This window comes from Enterobacter sp. Bisph1, assembly GCF_000814905.1.
Classification (GTDB): domain Bacteria; phylum Pseudomonadota; class Gammaproteobacteria; order Enterobacterales; family Enterobacteriaceae; genus Kosakonia.
In genome coordinates, this window is record NZ_JXAG01000033.1 from 67,168 (window position 1) to 89,717 (window position 22,550).

At 54.7% G+C, this 22,550-nt stretch carries 20 protein-coding genes and 1 other annotated feature; of the genes, 6 read left to right on the top strand and 14 right to left on the bottom strand.

Annotation, left to right across the window (positions count from 1 at the left end; all coding sequences use genetic code 11):
• Positions 1-28 precede the first annotated feature (28 nt).
• The gene (locus RW65_RS07870; protein ID WP_039056161.1) at positions 29-838 is read left to right on the top strand and encodes a TraB/GumN family protein; all 810 of its coding nucleotides are present in this window, start codon (positions 29-31) and stop codon (positions 836-838) included.
• A gap of 79 nt (positions 839-917) precedes the next feature.
• Positions 918-1,397, top strand: a complete 480-nt coding sequence (gene ybaK / locus RW65_RS07875) for a Cys-tRNA(Pro)/Cys-tRNA(Cys) deacylase YbaK (protein WP_039056162.1) — start codon at positions 918-920, stop codon at positions 1,395-1,397.
• Between the two features lie 16 nt (positions 1,398-1,413).
• Here the strand turns inward: ybaK and ushA are convergent, their stop codons facing one another.
• Positions 1,414-3,066, bottom strand: coding sequence for a bifunctional UDP-sugar hydrolase/5'-nucleotidase UshA (gene ushA / locus RW65_RS07880; protein ID WP_039056163.1), 1,653 nt, complete (start codon positions 3,064-3,066; stop codon positions 1,414-1,416).
• Positions 3,067-3,236: 170 nt separating this feature from the next.
• On the opposite strand from ushA, the gene RW65_RS07885 reads away from it, so the two are divergent.
• Both RW65_RS07885 and ybaL read left to right on the top strand, forming a co-directional pair.
• Complete coding sequence (locus RW65_RS07885; RefSeq protein WP_039056164.1) at positions 3,237-4,436, top strand: MFS transporter; 1,200 nt, start codon at positions 3,237-3,239, stop codon at positions 4,434-4,436.
• A 228-nt stretch (positions 4,437-4,664) separates the two neighbouring features.
• Positions 4,665-6,341, top strand: coding sequence for a YbaL family putative K(+) efflux transporter (gene ybaL / locus RW65_RS07890; protein WP_039056165.1), 1,677 nt, complete (start codon positions 4,665-4,667; stop codon positions 6,339-6,341).
• Positions 6,342-6,372: 31 nt separating this feature from the next.
• Here ybaL and RW65_RS07895 read toward each other — a convergent pair whose 3' ends face one another.
• From RW65_RS07895 to RW65_RS07945, 11 genes are all read right to left on the bottom strand, one after another.
• Positions 6,373-7,683 (bottom strand): type II toxin-antitoxin system HipA family toxin, encoded by a 1,311-nt coding sequence (locus RW65_RS07895; protein WP_039056166.1) that lies wholly within the window; start codon positions 7,681-7,683, stop codon positions 6,373-6,375.
• Positions 7,684-7,932 carry a helix-turn-helix domain-containing protein gene (locus RW65_RS07900; RefSeq protein WP_039056167.1) on the bottom strand — a complete coding sequence of 83 codons (249 nt, stop codon included), beginning with the start codon at positions 7,930-7,932 and terminating at the stop codon, positions 7,684-7,686.
• A gap of 134 nt (positions 7,933-8,066) precedes the next feature.
• A complete protein-coding gene (locus RW65_RS07905) occupies positions 8,067-9,371 on the bottom strand; it encodes an inosine/guanosine kinase (RefSeq protein WP_039056168.1) in 1,305 nt (434 codons plus the stop codon).
• A gap of 63 nt (positions 9,372-9,434) precedes the next feature.
• On the bottom strand, positions 9,435-10,397 hold the full coding sequence (hemH, locus tag RW65_RS07910) for a ferrochelatase (protein ID WP_039056169.1): 963 nt from the start codon (positions 10,395-10,397) through the stop codon (positions 9,435-9,437).
• 124 nt (positions 10,398-10,521) lie between these two features.
• On the bottom strand, positions 10,522-11,166 hold the full coding sequence (gene adk / locus RW65_RS07915; RefSeq protein ID WP_039056170.1) for an adenylate kinase: 645 nt from the start codon (positions 11,164-11,166) through the stop codon (positions 10,522-10,524).
• A 227-nt stretch (positions 11,167-11,393) separates the two neighbouring features.
• Complete coding sequence (gene htpG, locus RW65_RS07920; RefSeq protein ID WP_039056171.1) at positions 11,394-13,268, bottom strand: molecular chaperone HtpG; 1,875 nt, start codon at positions 13,266-13,268, stop codon at positions 11,394-11,396.
• Between the two features lie 108 nt (positions 13,269-13,376).
• A complete protein-coding gene (recR, locus tag RW65_RS07925; RefSeq protein WP_039056172.1) occupies positions 13,377-13,982 on the bottom strand; it encodes a recombination mediator RecR in 606 nt (201 codons plus the stop codon).
• Positions 13,982-14,311, bottom strand: coding sequence for a YbaB/EbfC family nucleoid-associated protein (locus RW65_RS07930; RefSeq protein WP_039056173.1), 330 nt, complete (start codon positions 14,309-14,311; stop codon positions 13,982-13,984). Before RW65_RS07930 ends, recR begins: the two co-directional genes overlap by 1 nt.
• Positions 14,312-14,392: 81 nt before the next feature.
• Complete coding sequence (gene dnaX, locus RW65_RS07935; protein ID WP_039056174.1) at positions 14,393-16,342, bottom strand: DNA polymerase III subunit gamma/tau; 1,950 nt, start codon at positions 16,340-16,342, stop codon at positions 14,393-14,395.
• Positions 14,996-15,060, bottom strand: a sequence feature (DnaX frameshifting element). It overlaps the preceding gene by 65 nt.
• A 120-nt stretch (positions 16,343-16,462) precedes the next feature.
• The gene (apt, locus tag RW65_RS07940) at positions 16,463-17,014 is read right to left on the bottom strand and encodes an adenine phosphoribosyltransferase (protein WP_039056175.1); all 552 of its coding nucleotides are present in this window, start codon (positions 17,012-17,014) and stop codon (positions 16,463-16,465) included.
• 152 nt (positions 17,015-17,166) lie between these two features.
• Positions 17,167-17,544: a DUF454 family protein gene (locus RW65_RS07945; RefSeq protein WP_039056176.1), complete on the bottom strand. Its 378-nt coding sequence runs from the start codon at positions 17,542-17,544 to the stop codon at positions 17,167-17,169.
• 68 nt (positions 17,545-17,612) lie between these two features.
• Between RW65_RS07945 and priC the strand changes: the two genes are divergently transcribed.
• Together priC and rsmS are read left to right on the top strand one after the other, a co-directional pair.
• On the top strand, positions 17,613-18,140 hold the full coding sequence (gene priC / locus RW65_RS07950; protein WP_039056177.1) for a primosomal replication protein N'': 528 nt from the start codon (positions 17,613-17,615) through the stop codon (positions 18,138-18,140).
• Between the two features lie 13 nt (positions 18,141-18,153).
• A complete protein-coding gene (rsmS, locus tag RW65_RS21735) occupies positions 18,154-18,309 on the top strand; it encodes a pleiotropic regulatory protein RsmS (RefSeq protein ID WP_072037725.1) in 156 nt (51 codons plus the stop codon).
• Between the two features lie 15 nt (positions 18,310-18,324).
• Here the strand turns inward: rsmS and mscK are convergent, their stop codons facing one another.
• A complete protein-coding gene (gene mscK / locus RW65_RS07955; RefSeq protein WP_502685547.1) occupies positions 18,325-21,663 on the bottom strand; it encodes a mechanosensitive channel MscK in 3,339 nt (1,112 codons plus the stop codon).
• Positions 21,664-21,807: 144 nt separating this feature from the next.
• Positions 21,808-22,461 carry a multidrug efflux transporter transcriptional repressor AcrR gene (gene acrR, locus RW65_RS07960; protein ID WP_039056179.1) on the bottom strand — a complete coding sequence of 218 codons (654 nt, stop codon included), beginning with the start codon at positions 22,459-22,461 and terminating at the stop codon, positions 21,808-21,810.
• Positions 22,462-22,550: the final 89 nt, after the last annotated feature.

Below are 22,550 nucleotides of genomic sequence, written 5' to 3' on the forward strand. Positions count from 1 at the left end.
CATGAGTGTTTTCCTTCAGGACGCGCGTATGAGTCTGTTTCAACGGTTGAAAACCTTTTTTCGCGCGCTGCGTGTGCGTCACTATGACTGGCCGGCGCTGGATGTGGATCTGCCCGGCGGTCGCCATCTGCACCTGGTGGGCAGCATTCATATGGGCACTCACGGTATGTCGCCGCTCCCGGCGCAGCTGATGGAAAAGCTGCGCGAAGCCGATGCGCTGATCGTCGAAGCCGATATTGCCGGTTCTGATTCCCCATTCGATAACCTGCCGCCCGCTGAACCGCTGGATCAGCGTCTGAGCACCGAACTTCTCGCCCAGCTTGATAATACGCTGCAAACGCTGTCGCTCTCCCGAAGCGAGTTTGAGACACGTCCGGCATGGCATATCGCGCTGGTGCTGCAGGCCACCCAGGCGCAGCGGCTGGGCTTGCGCCCGGAATACGGCATCGACTATCAGTTACTGCGGGCCGCTCAGCACTATCAGACAAAAATAGTGGAACTGGAAGGAACCAACAGTCAGTTGGATATCCTGCGCCGGTTACCCGATGAAGGGAATGAGCTGTTACAGGATACGCTGACGCACTGGCATGAGAACGCGCGTTTGTTGCAGGTGATGATGAGCTGGTGGCTGGAAAACCCGCCCGCAGAGGCGGATTTGACGCTGCCGTCGACGTTTAGCCAGTCGCTGCATGATGTGCTGATGCATCAACGTAATCGGGCATGGTGCGAGCGCTTATTCGAACTGCCGCCGGGTCGCTACGTGGTGGCAGCGGGCGCACTGCATCTGTATGGCGAGGGCAACCTGCCGGCGCTGCTGCGGGCAAAAGCCGCGCAATAGCGCAAGATGGTACTATTTTTGCCCACGACAACAGGCGTATGCTAAGCGCCGTGTGATGACTGTGGTAAGAAGGATTGTTATGACCCCCGCCGTAAAGTTACTCGAAAAAAACAACATTCATTTTCAGGTTCATACCTACGATCACGATCCCAGTGAAACCAATTTTGGCGACGAAGTGGTGCGCAAGCTGGGGCTGAATGCCGATCGAGTTTATAAAACCCTGTTGGTAGCTATCAACGGCGACATGAAACAGTTGGCGGTGGCGGTGACGCCGGTTGCCGGACAGCTGGATCTGAAAAAAGTCGCCAAAGCGCTCGGTGCGAAAAAAGTCGATATGGCCGATCCGTTAGTTGCCCAACGCACGACCGGTTATCTGGTGGGCGGCATTAGCCCGCTGGGACAGAAAAAACGCCTGCCGACGCTGATTGATGCCCCGGCGCAGGCCTTTGAGTCGATTTATGTTTCCGGCGGCAAGCGCGGGCTGGATATTGAACTTGCGGCAAGCGATCTGGCAAAAATGCTCGAGGCAAAATTTGCCGACATCGCCCGCCGCGATTAACGGTTAGGGGGGCGAGTTACTGCCAGCTCACCTCGCCTTTCGGCTCGAAAGCGTTCGCATCCAGCGGCGAGTTTTTCTCGATAAACTCTTTTAGCACCTCGGCATCAATAAAGCCGGTATTCACATAGCCGGCTTTATCATCCAGCCGCGGGTAGCCATCCCCGCCGGTGGCATTGAAACTCAGGGTCGCCAGGCGGTAACTTTTTGCCTCATCAATCGGTTCGCCTTTGATTTTCACATCACTCAGCTTGCCCCCTTTCGCGACAAAGCTGACGTTAGCGAACTGCGGATAAGCACCTGAATCCGGCTTCATCTGCGCCACAGCGGTCAGGTAATCCATCAACTCTTTCCCCGTCAGGTTGACATACACCAGCGTGTTGCCAAACGGCTGCACTTTCAGCACGTCTTTGTAGGTAATATCGCCCGCTTCGATAGAGTCACGCACGCCGCCGCCGCTCATGACCGCCAGATCCGCGCTGGTGCGCGCCATTTGCGCCGCGAGGATTACCCGTGCAAGGTTGGTTTGGACAAAGCGAACTTTGCTGCGATCCCCTTCGAGATGACCGTTTGTATTACCAATTTTCACCTCCAGCTGCGCTTTGCCTTTGTTCTGGAACGGCGTCAGCATAGAGAGCATCTGCGGGTTTTCAGCGATTTCCGGGGTGTAGAGCACGCGTTCAGTTTTGCCGTTGTCGTAGGTGATTTTCTTCTTCAGATTGACGGGAATCAGTTGGTAGCGCACCAGTTTCATCTCACCGTTGCGGAACTGAAAGTCTGCGCGACCGACATATTTACCCCACTCATGCGCCTGGACAATCCAGATACCGTTTTGTTGATCCGGCGCGCATGGCGTACCCGGCACATAATCGACCTGCTTTTTATTTTCTGAGGCCATACAGACCGGATCCTGCGAGTGTCCGCCGACAATCATTGCCAGCGCGCCTTTTGGCAGGCTGCGCGCCATCTCAACATCCCCCGGCGCGTTCGAACCATGCTCACCGTTGTCGTAATGGCCCATATGGGTGGTTGCAAGGATCACGTCCGGTTTTTCATTTTGATTGAGTTCAGAGATAACCAGCTTCGCTTCGTCGGCGGGTTTGCGAAATTCAATATCGTTGAAAAACTCCGGGTTACCAATTTTCGCCGTGTCGTCGGTGGTTAAACCGATAACGGCAATTTTGAGCCCCTGCCGATTGAAGATCATCCACGGTTTAAACAGGCGCTGGCCGGTACTTTTTTGATAAATGTTGGCGGAAAGGAACGGGAATTTCGCCCATTTTTCCTGCTGGCGCAGCACGGTTAAGGGATTATCAAATTCATGATTACCTACCGCCATTGCATCGTAGCCAATCAGGTTCATCCCGCGAAAATCGGGTTCCGCATCCTGCAGATCTGATTCCGGTACGCCGGTATTGATATCGCCGCCAGAGAGCAACAGCACGCTTCCGCCTGCGGCCGCGACTTCTTTGCGAATGCCATCCACCAGCGTTTTCTGCGCCGACAGGCCATATTCGCCATAATCACTGCGCCAGAAATGGCCGTGATGGTCGTTAGTGTGCAAGATGGTGATGTTATAGGTCTTGTCCTTCTCATAGGCCTGTACCTGCAAGCTGACGAGGCCCAGTGCCGTCAGCAGCCCCAGCGTAATGCTTTGTTTTAATAAATTCATGCTTCTCTCTCTGACCTATTGATAAATTGAGAAATTACAGCGCCTGCAAATAATAGACAAATATGTATGCAGAATCGTAACTTCCTTCAAACTTTCAGCAACACTATGGTAGATAGATAATCATTACCGTTTTGCGCTTCTAACATCGACTAACAACATACGTGGTATTTATGGCAATCAGTGAAACGTCGCAGCCAACGCCTGCTGCTCGCACCGCTTTCGGCATTCTTGGCGCTATCAGCATCTCACATCTGCTTAATGATATGATTCAGTCCCTGCTACTGGCGATTTACCCGCTGTTGCAGGCTGATTTCTCGTTATCGTTTGTGCAGATTGGCTTTATTACCCTCACCTTCCAGGTCGCTTCTTCACTGCTCCAGCCGGTAGTGGGTTATCTCACCGACAAACATCCGATGCCGTGGTCGCTGCCGATCGGCATGTGTTTCACCCTGAGCGGGCTGGTGTTGCTGGCGCTGGCGGGCAGTTTTACCACCGTGCTTATCGCCGCCGCGCTGGTGGGGACAGGTTCATCGGTTTTCCATCCGGAATCGTCTCGCGTGGCGCGTATGGCCTCCGGCGGTCGCCACGGGCTGGCACAATCCATTTTTCAGGTCGGCGGAAACTTTGGTAGCTCGTTAGGCCCGCTACTGGCGGCGGTGATCATTGCCCCGTATGGCAAAGGCAATGTCGCCTGGTTCGTGCTCGCGGCTCTGCTGGCGATCATTGTGCTGATGCAGGTCAGCCGCTGGTACGCCGCACAGCAGCGGGTGAATGGCGGTAAAAAATCAGCATTACTAATAAGTCCTCTGCCGCGCAACAAAGTGATTCTGGCGGTTAGCATCCTGCTGATCCTGATTTTTTCTAAATACTTCTATATGGCGAGTATTAGCAGCTATTTCACCTTTTATCTGATGCATAAGTTCGCTTTATCGGTGCAAAATGCCCAGATTCATCTGTTTATCTTCCTGTTTGCCGTTGCCGCAGGTACGGTAATCGGCGGGCCTTTGGGGGATAAAATTGGCAGAAAGTATGTCATTTGGGGCTCTATCCTCGGCGTCGCCCCTTTTACGCTTCTTTTACCCTATGCAACGCTGTTCTGGACCGGCGTTTTAACGGTGATCATTGGTTTTGTGCTTGCTTCAGCTTTTTCGGCCATTCTGGTGTATGCACAAGAGCTTTTACCGGGGCGTATCGGCATGGTTTCCGGGCTGTTCTTTGGTTTTGCTTTCGGCATGGGAGGCCTTGGTGCTGCAGTGTTGGGGCTGGTTGCCGACCGCACCAGCATCGAGTTGGTTTATAAAATATGTGCTTTCCTGCCTTTACTCGGCATTCTGACCATATTCCTGCCCGATAATCGTCCACAACACTGATTTCAGCGCGGTCAAACTCCCTCTTTGGCCGCGTCTATCACCTGTATCTGTGCCCCCAACGCAGGATTAATGTTACGCAGAGGCCTGTGGTCTCTTTTTTTGCGTGAAATTACCGTTTTCTTCATAATTCAACAATTATTCATAAACAGATTTCGAAAAATTGTCATAAACTGTAACTCAGCATCGGTTATTAACCGTAGGATCCATGTATTAACGAAAGGAGACGGAATGCATCACGCCACACCGCTTATTACCACCATTGTTGGCGGCCTTGTGCTCGCTTTTATCTTCGGCATGCTTGCCAATAAACTGCGTATTTCCCCTCTGGTGGGCTATTTATTAGCGGGTGTGTTATCCGGACCTTTTACGCCGGGTTTTGTCGCCGATACGCAGCTTGCGCCAGAACTGGCCGAGCTGGGGGTAATTTTGCTGATGTTCGGCGTCGGGCTGCATTTCTCCCTGAAGGATCTGATGGCGGTAAAGTCCATCGCCATTCCCGGCGCGATCGCACAGATTGCCGTGGCGACGCTGCTGGGTATGGCGCTTTCCGCGTTATTAGGCTGGTCACTGATGACCGGTATCGTGTTTGGTCTCTGTCTTTCTACCGCCAGTACCGTGGTGCTGCTGCGCGCCCTTGAGGAGCGGCAGCTTATCGACAGCCAGCGCGGGCAGATTGCCATCGGCTGGCTGATCGTTGAAGACCTGGTAATGGTGTTAACGCTGGTGCTGCTGCCCGCTATCGCCGGAATGGTGGAAAAAGGCAACGTCGGCCTGGCGACGCTGGCGCTGGATATGAGCATCACCATCGGCAAAGTGGTGGCCTTTATCGCCATTATGATGCTGGTCGGCCGCCGCCTGGTACCGTGGATTATGGCGCGCAGCGCCGCTACCGGCTCCAGAGAGCTGTTTACCCTTTCGGTACTGGCGCTGGCGCTCGGCATCGCCTTTGGTGCCGTTGAACTTTTTGATGTTTCGTTTGCGCTGGGCGCGTTCTTTGCCGGAATGGTGCTGAACGAATCCGAACTCAGCCACCGGGCGGCGCACGATACGCTGCCGCTGCGCGATGCGTTTGCGGTGCTGTTCTTCGTCTCCGTCGGTATGCTGTTCGATCCGCTTATTCTCATCGAACAGCCGCTGGCGGTGCTGGGTACGCTGGCCATTATTATCTTCGGCAAATCCGTGGCCGCTTTCCTGCTGGTACGCATGTTCGGCCATTCGCCGCGTACCGCCTTAACCATCGCCGCAAGCCTTGCACAGATTGGTGAGTTCGCCTTTATTCTGGCAGGTCTTGGCATGGCGCTGAATCTGCTACCGCAGGCGGGGCAGAATCTGGTGCTGGCGGGGGCTATTCTTTCAATCATGCTCAATCCGGTACTGTTCACTCTGCTGGAAAAGTACCTCAAGAAAACCGAGACGCTGGAAGAACAGACGCTGGAAGAAGCTATCGAAGAAGAGAAGCAGATCCCGGTCGACATCTGCAATCATGCGCTGCTGGTCGGTTTTGGCCGCGTCGGTAGTCTGCTGGGTGAAAAATTGCTGGCTCAGGGCATTCCGCTGGTAGTGATTGAAACCTCTCGTTCCCGCGTGGACGAACTGCGTGAGCGAGGTATCCGTGCTGTGCTCGGTAATGCCGCGAACGAAGAGGTTCTGCATCTGGCGCATATCAACTGTGCCCGCTGGCTACTGCTGACCATTCCGAACGGTTACGAAGCCGGGGAGATTGTCGCCACCGCGCGTGAAGAGTGCCCAAATATTGAGATTATCGCCCGTGCGCACTATGACGATGAGGTGGATTACATCACCGAGCGTGGTGCCAATCAGGTGGTAATGGGCGAGCGCGAAATTGCCAATACCATGCTGAGGCTGCTGGATAAACCGCAGGCCGCAGAAGCCGTCGCGGGTTAAGGACTAAAAAAAGCAGGCCTGGCCTGCTTTTTTAGCCAGCCAGCCGCCGGGCCGCCTGCTGTACACCTTCAAATATCGCCTCGCTGATATGCGGCGGGAATCCTACAGGTAATTGCTGTCGGGCCGTGGCAATTACCGCAGGCGTATTTTCATAAAACTCCGCTAATAATTGAGCCATGCGCTCTGTGCTGAATCCGCATTTTTTCGCCGTCGCTATAAAATTGCGCGGATAAATCATATTCCAGTCATATTTTTTTCCACCTTTGCCCGTGGAATGTAACGCCATCGCCATTTTAATATCTTGCCGCGCCAGCCCCTGACCGCCGATCAATGGATAGCAGGAGAGAATATCGTAAAGCGGCGTAAGGCGATATCCACCGCCAGGCTGGATAGCGACAGAGTAGTTTTTTGCATGACCATCGCTGGCGGCGAGGAGCCAAAACAGGATATGCGAACGCATAAAGGTTTCCCGATCCTGCTCCGCCCGCTCTGACCCGAGCAAAAAATGCATAATTTCAACAATGCCCGGACCACCATCGCTCTCATATTTCTTTGTCGACGGGTAGCCTAACGCCTGACAAATATCTTCTTGCGGTAAGCGAGCAATCCAGCGGTTATCGTTGACAAAGCGACGATCGAAACGCGACACCGACAGGGCGCGAATCTTAGGCGTAGTGATAATGTCGCATTCAGCCACTTCCATACCATAAAGACGGGCCAGCAGCATACTTAGCCACTCATTCTCAACGCTTTCGCGAAGATCTAATTTATAGCTCGGCCCCTGGATCTCCCCCACAGGCAGTTTAAAAATATGCGTAGTGGGCGTAATGCCCGTTGGGATCTGCCAACAATCCTGGTAGCGAAGCAGCGCGGTTTTCTCCTGTGCGCCCGCAATGGAAATCCGAAAATCCGGCGCATCCTGCTGATGCCGAGAAGGATTTAAATAACCCGTTAAAACATCCCCGAGCCTGGCATCGTTCAGGGCTTCACCCGTTATTTGCTCAATATTTTGTATTGCCTCTCCGTGTGGCTGCAGGATTAACGCACCGACACAGTCACGACCAATTTCATACAATAAATCAAACGGCTGAATAGAATTTGTCTGGTAGCGGCTGGCAAGTCTTTCACGAATCTGGCGGTTATCGGGTAAGAGATTATCAAAAAAGTTGAAAACGACATCACCCGTATATTCAGCTTCTCGCAAGGGCATTGAGAGCGATACAGGACGAGCCCCAGACATTTGCAGCCACGCCGAATGGTAACGAAACGTATTCGCGCCACTGCTTTGTTGTATAAGGGATCCGACTACATAGCCGTTCATATACACCGCCAGATCGCGCATTTACCACTCCTCCTTCCACTGTTGGGTAGAGGGTTTTTCGCCTCTTTTTTCCACATGCAATTCCATATTCATCGCGGAGAGGAGCTTAAAGAGCGTGTCTATTTGGGTTTTTGCCGGGCTGTTCTCAAATTTTGAAATGGTTTCCTGGCGCAGGCCAACTTTTTCCGCCAGTTGTCCCTGCGCCAACTTCTCTTTTTTCCTGACATCTTTCAGGTAAATCGCTAACTGCTCCGCCGACGTAATTTTCATCCTGGCCTCCGGCTTTTCTATGGGCACTCACGCATAAAACACACTTTATGCGCTCTAGCCCATAAAATCAACTTTATGCGCATTCGCCCATAAAAATAAAACTATGGGCACTCGCGCATAAATAAGAGGATGTATTAACGTTCCCAGTAAGCTTCTTCGAGACTGTCTTCACGCTCAGGTAAGCCGCGGGTTAAACGTGGGGAGTGCTGGTTAAGAACCTGGTAACTGACGCGGTTGGCGTATTTGCACACCTGTGCAAGGGAGGAATAGGTCAGCCAGTTGTACTGGTGCTTGCTGGAGTTGGGTACGTTGCTGCGATGGTAGTTATTGGCCGTGATATCATGGAGCAAAGCCGCCAGCGCACCATCACCCGCGCCGTTGGTATTCATGATTTTTTCCGGTCCGCCCATAAAGGGGGCAATGTGCGAGTAGATGCGCAGCGGATGTTCACAATCTTTATGGCGCAGCGCACGGCTGAACTCATACTGGTTAAATTCGGCTATCGCACCGGGCAGCAGAGGATGCTGCGTTTTACGTTTCGCGTCATCTTCAGTGAAACCGGCCATATACAGCCCGACAGGACCGGCAGTACACAGCACCAGATCGACCCAGTCCAGCGCCTTATCGGCCGCCAGCAGCGGATCGCTCTCGCCGGTCAGCGCGTGGCCTTCCTCTTCGTTCATTGCCAGAATCGAGACATTCTCTTTAAGGAAATCGCGCCACCACTGCGGGTTATCGGCAATCACATATTTAGTACCTAAGGTGAGTACCACCGGCACATCATGCTTTTTGGCATAGGCTACCGCCTGCAGGGTCGCCGCTGGCATCGGCTCGCCGGGATTACAGCGCACCAGGTAAGAGGACAACACCAGCGCGGACGCACCGGCAATTACCGCTTCCGGAATGCTTTCCGGACGCAGCTGGTTCATCTGGCCAGGGCTGATGGCAAAAGTACGCTCGCCGCTGTCGCTAATCAGCGTGAAGCAGCGACCAATCGCGCCATCGACGCCTTGTAAATAGTTGAGATCGGTCCGGCTGGAGGTGTTACATAGATAGCGGTAAGCATAGCCGCCGATTTGCACGTTATCGCACATGACGCCAAGCAGCACCGAGCGATCGTCCGCCAGCACCGAGTAGTTGTGCATCGTATTGCCAATGGTGCCACCGGCAAACTGGTGGGTAATGAGTTCGTTACTCACCAGTTCCTGATAAAGCGCTTCCGCAATCTCGTCGCTGATAACCAGCGAATGCCCGGCGCTCAGCCCGTAACGGGTGACAAACGCATCGTCCACTTTCGCCTCAATATCCACCAGCGTCTGATCGATGCCGACCACCCAACAGGTGCCGGTTTCGCTCTCAGGCTGGATTTGTTGCAGCAGCGGATCGCGGGCGTTAACGGGGAAATAGTGTTTCGATTTACGTTGACCGGGAAATTTCATGATTGATATCAGCGCTAAACATTTAGGCTATGAATGTTAACATACTCATAGCCCACCCCGCGATCAACGATATTTCGCCGTCAGGTTGACCATCATTTCAATATGGTCAGAAGAGTCGTTAAGCGCCGGAATATATTCATATTTTTCACCGCCCGCCTCGAGGAAAAACTCGCGATTTTGCACGGCGATCTCTTCCAGCGTCTCCAGACAGTCGGCAGCAAAGCCAGGCGACATCACCTGAATATGCTTTACCCCTTTCTCACCGAGCATCTTCAAAGTTTCATCGGTATAAGGCGTTAACCAGGGTTCGCGACCAAAGCGCGACTGGAAGGTCATCATTACCTTTTCCGGCGGCAGATCGAGGGCAGAAACCAGCGCGCGGGTGGTATCGCGGCAGCGTTGCGGGTAATCGTCCCCTTCTGCGGCATAACGCTGAGGAATACCGTGATAAGAGAGCAGCAGTAAATCCGGTTCGCCATGCTGTGCAAACGAGGCACGAACACTGTTGGCCAGCGCCATGATATAGCTTTCATCTTCGGCGTAATCACGAATAAACGAGACGCCTGGAATATGGCGCTTCTTCGCCAGAATCCGCGCCAGCTCATCCCACACGGCGGCAACGGTGGAACAGGAGTATTGCGGGTAGAGCGCCAGCACCACAATATGTTCAACCTCCTGCGCCAGCAGGGCATCCACCGCGCTCTCCAGCGACGGTGAGCCGTAGCTCATGCCGAGAGCCACCGGTACATCCGGCAAGCGCGCCGCCAGCGCCTTGCACTGCCTGCGGCTGTAGACCATTAATGGCGAGCCCTCTTCCATCCACACGGATTGATAGAGTTTGGCGACGCGGGGAGAACGAATCGGCAGGATCACGCCGCGCAGCAGCGGCCACCACAGCAGGCGCGGCGTATCAACAACGCGTCTGTCACTGAGAAATTGCCGCAAATAGCGCTTAACCGCAGCCGGAGTGGGTGCATCGGGGGTGCCGAGATTGGCAAGCAGGATGCCGGTTTTCACCTGACTCATTCACGCCTCTTAACCTTTTGAATGGTTGGTAATTGTAACGTAAAAGCGCTTAAACGGAACCAATTGCAGTGAAAGGTGTAATGAGAAGAATTCTCACCCGGAAGGCTCCGGGTGAGGCGCGCGATTAGCCGAGGATGTTTGCCAGCTCTGCGCGGACATCAGCCACGGCTTGGGTGCCGTCGACTTTAACGTACTTGGTATTACCCGCCTGCGCTTCTTGCTGGTAGTAGCCGATCAGCGGTGCGGTCAGCTGATGGTATTCCACCAGACGTTTACGCACGGTCTCTTCCTGATCGTCTTTACGCGTGGTCAGCTCTTCACCGGTCACGTCGTCTTTGCCTTCTACCTGCGGCGGGTTGAAGCGGATGTGGTAAACGCGGCCGGAAGCGGCGTGTACGCGGCGACCCACGATGCGATCGACAATCAGCTCGTCCGGCACGTCGAATTCCAGTACGTAATCGACGTTAATGCCCGCTTCTTTCATCGCATCCGCTTGCGGAATGGTACGCGGGAAGCCGTCCAGCAGGAAACCGTTACGGCAATCTGGCTGGGCAATGCGCTCTTTCACCAGCGCGATAACCAGTTCATCAGTGACCAGTTTACCGGCGTCCATGATGTCTTTTGCCTGTTTGCCCAGTTCGCTGCCCGATTTAACAGCAGCGCGCAGCATGTCACCGGTAGAGATTTGCGGAATACCGTATTTCTCCATGATGAACTGAGCCTGAGTTCCTTTACCCGCGCCCGGAGCGCCAAGCAGAATAATACGCATTGCGAAAATCCCCTCAAAAGTTGGTTCAATTTTTCAAAAAGCGCTAAAAGATAACACCAGAACGAGCCGCGCTCAAGGAAGCCGGGCTCGCTGAAACGGTTAAGGATACGTTTTCTTATCCGGTTTCATGAACAAGCAGGAAAGTGCCCGGTAACATTGCCAGCGGCGGAATTCTGTGAGAAGGGAATAAAAAAAGGGAGGCATTTGCCTCCCCTTGTGGTTATCGCTTAGGAAACCAGCAGCTGGTTCATACGGCGGATAAACTGGTTGGGATCTTCCAGCGTGCCGCGTTCAGCGAACAGCGCCTGATCCAGCAGCAGCTCAACCCATTGGTTAAACTGGGTTTCGTCCTGCGTATCCGCTGCACGTTTCACCAGCGCATGATCCGGGTTAAGTTCGAAGATGTATTTCACTTCCGGCGCACTCTGGCCAGCGGCAGCGAACAGTTTCGCCATCTGCGTGCTCATCTCATCGGCATCGGTCACCACCACCGCCGGGGTATCCGTCAGACGATGGGTTAAACGCACCTCTTTAACACGCTCACCGAGCAGGCCTTTCACGCGCTCAACAAACGGCTCAAGGGCTTTTTCAGCCTCTTTGGCGTTTTCATCCACTTCGTCCGCCAGTTTATCCAGCGAGGCGTCAGCTTTAGCAACCGACTGGAACGGCTTGCCGTCGAACTCCGTCAGGTAGCTCATCATCCACTCATCGATGCGATCGGAGAGCAGCAGCACTTCGATGCCTTTCTTACGCAGCAGCTCCAGATGCGGGCTGCTCTTCGCTGCAGCATAGCTGTCGGCGGTGATGAAGTAGATCTTCTCCTGGCCCTCTTTCATGCGCGAGACATACTCTTCCAGCGACACGGTTTGTGCCGAAGAGTCGTTGTGCGTAGAAGCAAAGCGCAGCAGTTTAGCGATGGTTTCCAGGTTGGCGTGATCTTCTCCCGCCCCCTCTTTCAGCACCAGACCAAACTGTTGCCAGAAGGTTTGATATTTTTCCGCGTCGTCTTTCGCCAGTTTTTCCAGCATTTGCAGCACGCGTTTGGTCAGCGCGGTACGCAGGCTACGGGTGACGCTGCTGTCCTGCAGAATTTCGCGCGAGACGTTGAGGGGCAGATCGTTGGAGTCGACCAGGCCGCGCACAAAGCGCAGGTAGTTCGGCATAAACTGTTCGGCTTCATCCATGATAAACACGCGCTGAACGTAGAGTTTCAGACCATGTTTATGATCGCGGTTCCACATATCCCACGGCGCCTGCGATGGGATATAGAGCAGGCTGGTGTACTCCTGCTTACCTTCAACGCGGTTGTGGCTCCAGATCAGCGGATCGGTAAAGTCGTGGGAGATATGTTTGTAGAACTCGTTATATTCGTCGTCTTTGATCTCGGCTTTATTACGCGTCCACAGCGCCTGCGCTTTGTTGATCTTTTCCCAGGAAACGGTAGTTTCGCCTTCGTTCTCTTCCTGTTTTTCGATCTCTACCGGCAGAGCAATATGGTCGGAGTATTTACTGATGATCGAGCGTACGCGCCAGTCGTTGAGGAAATCATCTTCCCCTTCGCGCAGGTGCAGGGTGATTTCCGTTCCGCGATCCGCTTTGGTGATATCGGCAACGGTATATTCGCCCGCCCCTTCGGATTCCCAGAACACGCCATTGTCAGCGCTTTCGCCCGCCGCACGGGTACGCACGGTCACTTTGTCCGCCACGATAAAGGCGGAATAGAAACCGACGCCGAACTGACCAATCAGCTGGCTGTCTTTCGCCTGGTCGGAGCCCATCGATTCCAGAAACGCTTTGGTGCCTGACTTCGCAATCGTGCCGAGATGATCGATAACCTCATCGCGGGTCATCCCAATACCGTTATCGGCAATGGTCAGCGTACGCTGCTCTTTATCAAAGGAGACGCGTACGCGCAGATCGCCGTCGCCTTCATACAGATCCGGTTTGGACAGCGCGCGGAAACGCAGTTTATCCGCCGCATCCGAGGCGTTGGAGATAAGCTCACGCAGGAAGATTTCTTTGTTTGAATAGAGAGAGTGAATCATCAGGTGCAGAAGCTGTTTCACTTCAGACTGAAAACCGCGAGTTTCTTGTCCTTTCATCGGGAAAACCTCAACAATGCCATTTACAAGGTAAAAATGCGTTGAGGGAGAAGTGGGGATAACGGGGGGAATTTTCAAGCGGAGGCAAAAATTTCTGCCTCCGTTTGGTTAAAAACGAATCTTATGGCGTCCGGCCAGCGAGTGCGACAGCGTCGTCCCGTCAACCATTTCCAGCTCGCCGCCAACGGGCACGCCGTGGGCGATACGGCTGGCTTCCACCTCATACTGCGCGCAGATTTCGGCAATATAGTTGGCGGTCGCCTCCCCTTCCACCGTCGGGTTGGTGGCGAGGATCACTTCGTGGATTTTTTCCGACGCGAGACGATGCTCCAGCCGATCCAGACCGATATCGTCCGGTCCAATCCCGTCGAGAGGGGACAGATGGCCCATCAGCACAAAGTAGCGGCCGGAAAACTGCCCGGTCTGCTCAATGGCGTAGATATCCGCCGGACTTTCGACCACGCAGATCTGCCCGTTCTCCTGACGTCGCGGGTTGCTGCAAATATTGCACACTTCCTGCTCGGTAAAGGTGCGGCAATCGGCACAGTGGCCGATTTCCGACATCGCCCGGGTGAGCGCCTGCGCCAGCCGCATACCGCCGCTGCGATCGCGCTGCAACAGCGTAAACGCCATGCGCTGCGCTGACTTCGGGCCCACGCCCGGCAGACAGCGCAATGCTTCCATAAGCTGCGTTAACAGCGGGCTGGTCTGCATCAGAACGGCATCTTAAAGCCTGGCGGCAGGGACATACCGGAAGAGACGGAGGCCATTTTCTCTTTCTGCGTCTCATCAATGCGGCGAGCGGCATCGTTAAAAGCAGCGGCAACCAGATCTTCCAGCATCTCTTTATCGTCTTCCAGCAGGCTCGGATCGATCTCCACGCGACGGCAGTTATGGGCGCCGTTGATGGTCACTTTTACCAGACCCGCGCCCGATTCGCCGGTCACTTCCAGCTGCGCGATCTCTTCCTGCATCTTCTGCATTTTTTCTTGCATCTGCTGGGCCTGTTTCATCAGGTTACCCAGACCGGCTTTTCCAAACATAGGCTTCTCTCTTTAGTCTTTGGTGACTCATCAGATAATAAGTCACACTCAGGGGTGAAAACAGGTAGCCGCAGCCACCCGTCAAAGGGGGCGAATACTCTCTTCGTCCAGATCCGCATCGAAGAAACGCTGCAGGGTCTGGATATTGTTATCCGCGATTATCGACTCACGCGCCTGCGCGAGTTTCTCCTCATAGATTGCCTGACGCCACTCCAGCGGCGTACGCACCGCCGGATTATCATCTTCAATGATAGTCAGTTCAACCGCCGTACCGTGTAATTCGCTTAATGCCTCGCTCAGCGCCTTAACTGCGCCCTGCGAGTTAAGGTGGCGCTGCGAGCTGCGCAAATGGAGGCAGTAGCGCTCGCCGTCCTGCTCTTTCCAGGCGTTTAACGCCACCTGTTCGACCAGTTTCGGCACCGTAAGCAGGCTCACTTCTTTCGCCCAGGCATCGCGCTCAATCGCTTCTTCCGCCAGCTTTTTCGCCAGTTCAGGCGTTTTCTCATGCTCCAGCGCTTTTTTCAGCGCTTTCGGCGTGGCGACCACTTCTTTTACCGTCTCGACGACGGTGGTCGCTTTCCAGCGGTAGGCTTCTTTTTTCGCCGGTGCCTTTTCAAGGGTCGACGTTGCCGGGCGCCCCTGCGCCCGCTCGGTAACCGACGCAAGGCGTTCCAGCGCGGTGTTACTCACCGGCCGCGCGCGGGTTGCGGCTGCCGGTTCACTCTTTTTTGCTTTGTCTGCTCCCTGCGCACGCTGCAGCTGTCGTCGCGCCGCCAGCAGTTGGCTGGTGGCGTCGGGCATCGGTGCGTCCTGCTGGGGCACAGCTTGCTGCGCCGTGTCGACGGCCTGCTGCGGTGCCATAGCGACCTGCTGCGGCGAAACTACCGCCGTTGGCGCGACGGGGGCAAAAGATTGTTGTGACACTTCCGGCGCGGGCAGCGGCATGCGCGGGTGGAAAGCCAGCGCGCGCAGCAGCGTCATTTCAACGCCCATGCGCCTGTCCGGGGCAAACGGCAGCTCTTTACGACCAATCAGCAGCGTCTGGTAATAGAGCTGCACATCGGTGGGGGGAACCGTACGCGCCAGCTCACGCAGCCGGTGTTCAACGGCGGCCATATCGCTGCCAAGAGCGGCGGGCGTCAGTTGGACCATGGCGATACGGTGCAGCAGCGTTTGCATCTCCAGCAGCAGCGCATCCCACTCAACGCCGCGGGATGCCGCGTCGTTCACCAGCGTCATCGCGCGTTCACCATTGGCGGCAACCACCGCTTCAACCAGCGACAGCGCCTGATCATCATTGAGGGTGCCGAGCATGCTGCTAACGATATCGGCAGAAAGCTGGCCGTTACCGCTGGCGATGGCCTGATCTGTCAGGCTCAGCGCATCGCGCAGGCTGCCGTCGGCGGCGCGCGCCAGCAGTTGCAGCGCGCGAGTGTCATGCCCGACCTTCTCGTCATCGAGAATATGTTCAAGCTGGTCGCGAATCTGATCGACATCCAGCGCCTTGAGATGAAACTGCAGGCAGCGGGAGAGAATAGTCACCGGCAGTTTTTGCGGATCGGTGGTCGCCAGCAGGAATTTAACGTGCTCTGGCGGCTCTTCAAGGGTCTTTAACAGCGCGTTAAAGCTGTGACGCGAGAGCATATGCACTTCATCGATCAGGTAGACTTTGAAACGCCCGCGCGCCGGTGCGTACTGCACGTTGTCCAGCAGATCGCGCGTGTCTTCGACTTTGGTACGCGAGGCGGCGTCAATCTCAATTAAATCAACAAAGCGACCCTGCTCGATTTCACGGCAGTTATCACAGACGCCGCAGGGCGTCGCGGTAATGCCCGTTTCACAGTTCAGTCCCTTCGCCAGCAAGCGCGCAATCGAGGTTTTCCCGACGCCGCGGGTGCCGGAAAACAGGTACGCGTGATGGATGCGTCCTGATGATAAGCCGTTCGCCAGTGCGGTCAGCACATGCTCCTGGCCGACGACGTCAGCAAAGGTTTGTGGTCGCCATTTTCGGGCTAAGACCTGATAACTCATTGGCAGGCTCTGAAACGCTGGAAGGTGGATTCACGAAGAGATAATGCTAACACAGCCAGGCTGTGAATACACTCCATCCCTCATGGCCGAGGAATGGAGGTCATTGGCGCAAAAAGGCGATTAATGCCCCGGGAACGGCACCAGGCTGTAGCTGGTAATGCCCTGTTTTTGCAGGCGCTGTTCGCCACCGAGATCGAACAGGTTGATGATAAATGCGGCATCAGTCACTTCACCGCCCAGACGGCGAATCAGTTTTACCGTCGCTTCGATGGTGCCGCCGGTTGCCAGCAGATCGTCGACCACCAGCACTTTATCGCCCGCCTGGATAGCATCGACATGGATCTCTAACTGGTCGGTGCCGTACTCCAGCTCATAGCTCTCGGCGATGGTTTCGCGCGGCAGTTTACGCGGTTTACGCACCGGTACAAAGCCCACGCCCAGCCCGAGCGCAACGGGCGCGCCAAACAGGAAGCCGCGCGCTTCAGTACCGACAACTTTAGTGATCCCGGCGTTTTTATAACGCTCAACCAGCAGTTCAATGCTGAGAGCATACGCCTTCGGGTCTTCCAGCAAACTGGTGACATCACGGAACAGGATGCCCGGCTTCGGGTAATCCTGAATGCTTTTGATGCTGTTTTTAAGAAATTCAAGCTGCTGCGCAGTGGCTGTCATGGATTTTTGCCTGATAGAAACGGTATTACTCGCGGTACGCACATTAAAGGTTTGGTGTAACCCCTGATTGACATTTAATCAGCCGCACCCGCGCTCGAAAACGCTCGAATTTACTGGCAGTCAGCGATAATTGCAACCGCCTTCGCTGAGCTTTAGGGTTTTTGTTGCTTTGCATCAATCACCGGAATGCGCGCCATAAAGAACAGCAGACAGGCCAGAATAAGCAACAACAGAATCCGCAGCCAAAGTATCTTCACAAAATACAATGAAATGGCGAAGGTCAGCAGGATAATGGCGATTGCCCGCGGCTTCGCGCCCGGCGGCATTGCACGGTACTCCTGCCAGTGGCGCAGATACCCGCCAAACCAGGAGCGGTAGAGTAGCCAGTGGTGAAAGCGCGGCGAAGAACGGGCGAAACACCAGGCTGCCAGCAGGATAAACGGGGTGGTAGGCAGCAGCGGCAATACCACGCCAAGCGTGCCGAGGGCTATCGCCAACCAGCCGATGAGGATTAAAATAGTGCGCTGCATAATGAGAATCGTTTTCAGAATGAGCGGCTAATGTAGCACAGTCAGGCGGTCCAACAGGGAGAAGAGTAGTGAAACGCGACGCGCTTTTACAGAAGCTGGAACAGCAGCTTGCCATACTTCGCCAGCAGATCGCCCCGATGGCACAACATGCCACCGTCAGCGCCCGCTTTGACAGGCATCTTTTTCAGACACGCAGCACACAAATGTTCGCTTATCTGAATGAAAGCGCGGCGAATCTGGCGGCGCTGCGCCACGCGGTGGAGTATGACCGGCTGGAACAAGTGCGGTGGCTGGCGGAACGTCTGACGGCGCAAATCGCCGCATTAACCCGTGAAAGCGCCGTCTGGTCCCTGCGTCAGTGGGATCACGCCTCGCCGGGTATCGCCCGCTGGCAACGCAGGCGCTTACAGCATCAGGAGTACGAGCGCCGCCTGCTGGCAATGAAGCAGGAACGTGAGCTGCGTTTGCAGAGCGTCAGTACGCTCGACGAGCAGCAAAAGCTGCATAAAGAAGTTGAAGCCTTTGCCGGCAGGCTTGAACGCTGCCGCCATGCGCTGGCGAAGATCGAAAGCGTGCTGGCGCGCTTAACCCGTTAAACAAGGAGAGAACATGTCGCTCGAAAATGCCCCGGATGAGATCAAGCTGGCGGTGGATTTGATTATGCTGCTGGAGCAGCACGAATTAGCGCCCGAAGTGGTGCTTAAGGCGCTGGAGATTGTGAAAAAGGATTTTGAGTACAAGCTGCAAGCGTCCCCTCTCCCGTAAGAGAGGGGCACGGGGTTATTGCGCAGTGGAAGGCGTCGGATCGTCGCCTTTTAGCTCACGTTTCACTTCCGTCACTTCATCCCCTTTGGCATTGCGCAGGTGCACTTCCAGTTGGTTGAAGGCGATATCAATATTGTTCTCGCGGCACAGTTTATCGATGGTGCGGTTGAGTTCATCCACCGTATAGCTGCGATCGCGCAGTTCACGCACGTACAGACGCAGCTCGTGATCCAGCGTGCTGGCGCCAAAGGTGGTGAAGAACACCGACGGTTCCGGATCGTGCATCACTTTTGGATGCTCCATCGCCGCCTGCAGCAGCACTTTTTTCACCTTATCGAGATCGGACCCGTAGGCGACGCCAATACGCACCACCACGCGGGTAATGGTATCGGAGAGCGACCAGTTAATCAGACGCTCGGTAACAAACGCCTTGTTCGGGATGATCACCTCTTTACGATCGAAGTCGGTAATGGTGGTCGCACGGATACGGATTTTGCTGACGGTACCGGAGAAAGTACCAATCGTCACCGTATCGCCAATGCGCACCGGGCGCTCAAAGAGAATAATCAGGCCGGAAACGAAGTTACCGAAAATTTCCTGTAAGCCGAAGCCTAAACCGACCGACAGCGCGGCGGCCAGCCACTGCAGCTTATCCCACGACACGCCCAGCGAACCAAACACCGTCACGGCACCGACGGCAATAATAATGTAGTTAAGGATGGTGGTGACCGCATAGGATGAACCCTGGCGCATATTGAGCCGCGAGAGGATCAGCACTTCCAGCAGCCCCGGCAGGTTGCGGATCAGCGCCCATGCCACCACAAAGACAATTACCGCAAACAGCAGGCTGCCCAGGGTCACGCTTTTCACCACTGCCGCGCCGGCTTCAGTGCCGTTGTAATGCCACAGGGTGATGCTATCGAGATAGGCGAAAACCGTGATCAGATCGGACCAAATTGCCCAGAACATCACGCCAAACAGCGCGAACATTACCAGCATCGTAATGCGTAAGGTTTGCTGGTTGACCTGCTCGAGCGCAATGGTCGGCTCTTCCTGCGGCTCGGCCCCTTCCGCACCCTCTTTAACCATATTCTGCCGACGCGCCAGCGCACGGCGATAAGCGATACGCCGCGCGGCCACGCTCAAACCGCGCAGCACCGTCTGGAACAGCAGATTCCATACAATGACCAGATAAACCGTCTCAATCCAGCGCCCGGAGAGGCGCAGGGTGGTATAGAAGTAGCCCGTCGCGGTTAATCCCATCAGCGCCATCGGTACAATCGCCAGCACCGTAACCGTTACCAGCCGCATGCTGTGAGACTCTTTATCCCGCCAGCTTTCGCGGAAAATCGGCCACACCAGCGCGGTTATCACCAGCAGGTTGAGCATAATGACAAATTGCCCAATCACGTCATCCATCAGATGCAGCGGCGAAAGCTCCGAGACGACCGACCAGAAGTGCAGCGGCAGCAGCGCCAGGCTGACGCGGACAATCTGCCGACGCCAGTGGCTGGTGAGCTGCGCGGGCATATTAAAGTGGTTAACGGCGACGCCATCTTTTTCCAGCACTTTCCAGCACAGACCAAACACCAGCCAGAACAGCGCCAGTTTTTTACTGAATGCCCACAGCAGCTCGCTAATATTGAGCTGCATGGTCAGCAGGATCAGGCCGACGGCAAGGATCAGCAAACAGACCGGTAAAGCACGGATCAGATCGATAAGAATGGCTTTTGGCGTGTGCAACTGGCTATCGCTACGCAGTTGCCCGACCTGGGCGGCGAGCTTCGCCTGGTAGCCTTTCAGCCAGCGCAAACGCCAGCGAATCAGGCCCGCAATCAGTAGTAACGGTAAACCGGCGAGGAAGGCGATGGTGACAGCCGGCCAGGCTTTTTCCCAGTTAACGGTGATTTTGGTGTTTTTGATCTGATCGCGCAGCGCCTGCGGGAAAGATTTAAACCACTCCCAGTCCATCGGTTTATTGCTGTTCACCCAGAAGATTTGCTGGGTCAGGATCTCCTGCAAGCTTTTCGATACGCTCATCAACTGCTGCTGGTTGACCTGCAAGTTGATGGCCATCATCAGCTGGTTGCCGAGCTGCTTGTTCAATTGATCGAGCAGTTCGCGGCGCATATCGACAACCTGCAGCAGCGCGTCGTGCACTTCGTCATTCACCTCGGACTGGTGCCCCTCTTCCAGTTTGGCGACAAAATTATCGCTCTGGAATAGCGCATCGCGCTGCTGGTTAATATCAAACTGTTCAAGACGCAGATCCGCAATGCGGTTAGTCATATCTTCCAGTTCATCGGCCGACGGCAACGTCTGCTGTTGCTGGTAAAGAATACGCGACAGCAGCAGGCTGCCTTTTAAGACCGAAATCTGTTCTTTTATATTACGTTCTGACTGCAGTGCGCGATCGAGCCAGTTTTTCACCCTGATGTTCTGCTGCACCAGCGCATTACCGCTTTCGGTGGCGGCAATGAGTTTCTGACTCAGCTGGTGGTTTATTTCCAGTTCCTGTTTCACCAGCGGATTGGCCTGGATGCGCGCCGTTTCATCAGGCGTAATTGCCTCCTGCGCGGTTTTTTCCGTCAGCGTCAGGCGTTTGCTGTTGACCGCTTCCTGCAACAGCTGGAGCTGATGTTCCAGCCGGTTGCTGTTGGCAGTAACGTAATCGCGCTGCTTTTGCAGCGTATCTTGCAAGACGGTATTGCCTTCAAGGCTTTTACGCAGCTGTTCAATCTGCGCATTAAGCAGCGCCTGCTGGACCAGCAACAAATTTTGCTGGGAAGGACGCAGCGCGCCCTCGCCCGCCGCGGTGCCGTTCAGGCGGTTGCGAATTTGCTGTAGCTGCTGCGAGGCGGAGTACATAGAGTTTTGCACCCGCTCAGGCTGCGTCTGTAAGGAGACCAGTTGGCTGTTGTAGTTGGATAAATCGTTCTGCGCGGTTTGCAGATCTTCCAGCAGTTGCGAAACGCGGGATTCCAGCTGGCGCAGGGAGAGCGAGGCCAGCGTCTTACGCGTCTCGTCATCGTTATCTTTATCATTGAGGGCATTCAGCGCATCCGTCGCCTGGCGCAGCTTGTCCGGCGCCTGGGTAACCCGCTGCTTGAGCAGCGCAGTTTCCTGCTTCACCCGCTCCATTTTATCGAGGGCGTCAAGAGTCTCCGTTAAGTCCTGGATAATCAGTTTGTCCTGCGCGGAGTGATCTTTTTGCTTATTCAGCGCGTCGAGCTGGCTTTGCACATCGGTGCGGGAAGGCAAATCATTACTTGTCTGCGCCCGGGCGACGTGACTCGCCAGGCTAATAAAGACAAAAAATAATGCGGCGGCAAAAGCGGCGAATCTATTTCGCATGCGGTAGTTGTGCAACATAATGTGAGCGATCGTTTTCTGTACGGGAAGGCGGCCGGAATAGCCACGGGCGCAAGAATATCACGCTGTTATGCAACAACCTAGTGAAGTGCGAAGCCTCCAGGAAAAATCCTGGGACCGTTTGCGTTAAGCGCTCACAGCAGGCGGTTCGTCACGAAGCGTAGGGCAGAACTGGCACATCTCAAGCAGAATAGCGACATAATCGCGGGCCTCTTTTTTCAAATCGAAAGATTGCGGGGAAAAAAGCCAGTTTTCCATGATCCCTGAAATATATGCACGCATCAGCACCGCGACACGGCGGGTTAATAAATTAGCTGGCAGTAATTTTGCCTGTATACACTCATTAAGCGTATATTCGATTCGGTCATAACTTTTGAGGCATAAATTGCGCTGTGCTTCTTGCACGCCGGCCATTTCGCCGACAAACTCACATTTGTGAAAAATGATTTCCATCATTAAGCGACGCCGCTCTTCAACGACCGTTGCTTCAAGGATATAAACCAATATTTCTCGGAGCACGGAGAGTGGATCGCCGGGGAATTTTGCCCGATACTCACTCTCAAGATCGTCAATACTGGACTCCGACAGCTCCCAAATTTCACTAAACACATCCGACTTGTTTTTGAAGTGCCAGTAAATCGCGCCGCGAGTCACGCCTGCCGCCTGCGCAATTTCAGCCAGAGAAGTTGCAGAAACGCCCTGCCGGGAAAATAGACGCATGGCGACATCAAGAATATGCTGGCGAGTCTCCAGCGCTTGTTGTTTGGTTTTTCGTGCCATATGTTGGTGAATTTACAGGAGTCAGATTTACATACATTTGTGAATGTTTGTACTATAGCACGACCATAACAGATACGCAGCAATGGGTT

Bases quoted from the DNA above. Each gene is read 5' to 3' on its own strand.
- rsmS (WP_072037725.1), top strand. From the start codon at position 18,154: ATGTCGCTCGAAAATGCCCCGGATGAGATCAAGCTGGCGGTGGATTTG.
- mscK (WP_502685547.1), bottom strand. From the start codon at position 21,663: ATGCGAAATAGATTCGCCGCTTTTGCCGCCGCATTATTTTTTGTCTTT.
- hemH (WP_039056169.1), bottom strand. From the start codon at position 10,397: ATGAGTCAGGTGAAAACCGGCATCCTGCTTGCCAATCTCGGCACCCCC.
- RW65_RS07905 (WP_039056168.1), bottom strand. From the start codon at position 9,371: ATGAAATTTCCCGGTCAACGTAAATCGAAACACTATTTCCCCGTTAAC.
- adk (WP_039056170.1), bottom strand. From the start codon at position 11,166: ATGCGTATTATTCTGCTTGGCGCTCCGGGCGCGGGTAAAGGAACTCAG.
- RW65_RS07885 (WP_039056164.1), top strand. From the start codon at position 3,237: ATGGCAATCAGTGAAACGTCGCAGCCAACGCCTGCTGCTCGCACCGCT.
- recR (WP_039056172.1), bottom strand. From the start codon at position 13,982: ATGCAGACCAGCCCGCTGTTAACGCAGCTTATGGAAGCATTGCGCTGT.
- ushA (WP_039056163.1), bottom strand. From the start codon at position 3,066: ATGAATTTATTAAAACAAAGCATTACGCTGGGGCTGCTGACGGCACTG.
- RW65_RS07945 (WP_039056176.1), bottom strand. From the start codon at position 17,544: ATGCAGCGCACTATTTTAATCCTCATCGGCTGGTTGGCGATAGCCCTC.
- RW65_RS07870 (WP_039056161.1), top strand. From the start codon at position 29: ATGAGTCTGTTTCAACGGTTGAAAACCTTTTTTCGCGCGCTGCGTGTG.
- RW65_RS07895 (WP_039056166.1), bottom strand. From the start codon at position 7,683: ATGCGCGATCTGGCGGTGTATATGAACGGCTATGTAGTCGGATCCCTT.
- acrR (WP_039056179.1), bottom strand. From the start codon at position 22,461: ATGGCACGAAAAACCAAACAACAAGCGCTGGAGACTCGCCAGCATATT.
- apt (WP_039056175.1), bottom strand. From the start codon at position 17,014: ATGACAGCCACTGCGCAGCAGCTTGAATTTCTTAAAAACAGCATCAAA.
- ybaL (WP_039056165.1), top strand. From the start codon at position 4,665: ATGCATCACGCCACACCGCTTATTACCACCATTGTTGGCGGCCTTGTG.
- dnaX (WP_039056174.1), bottom strand. From the start codon at position 16,342: ATGAGTTATCAGGTCTTAGCCCGAAAATGGCGACCACAAACCTTTGCT.
- RW65_RS07930 (WP_039056173.1), bottom strand. From the start codon at position 14,311: ATGTTTGGAAAAGCCGGTCTGGGTAACCTGATGAAACAGGCCCAGCAG.
- ybaK (WP_039056162.1), top strand. From the start codon at position 918: ATGACCCCCGCCGTAAAGTTACTCGAAAAAAACAACATTCATTTTCAG.
- htpG (WP_039056171.1), bottom strand. From the start codon at position 13,268: ATGAAAGGACAAGAAACTCGCGGTTTTCAGTCTGAAGTGAAACAGCTT.
- RW65_RS07900 (WP_039056167.1), bottom strand. From the start codon at position 7,932: ATGAAAATTACGTCGGCGGAGCAGTTAGCGATTTACCTGAAAGATGTC.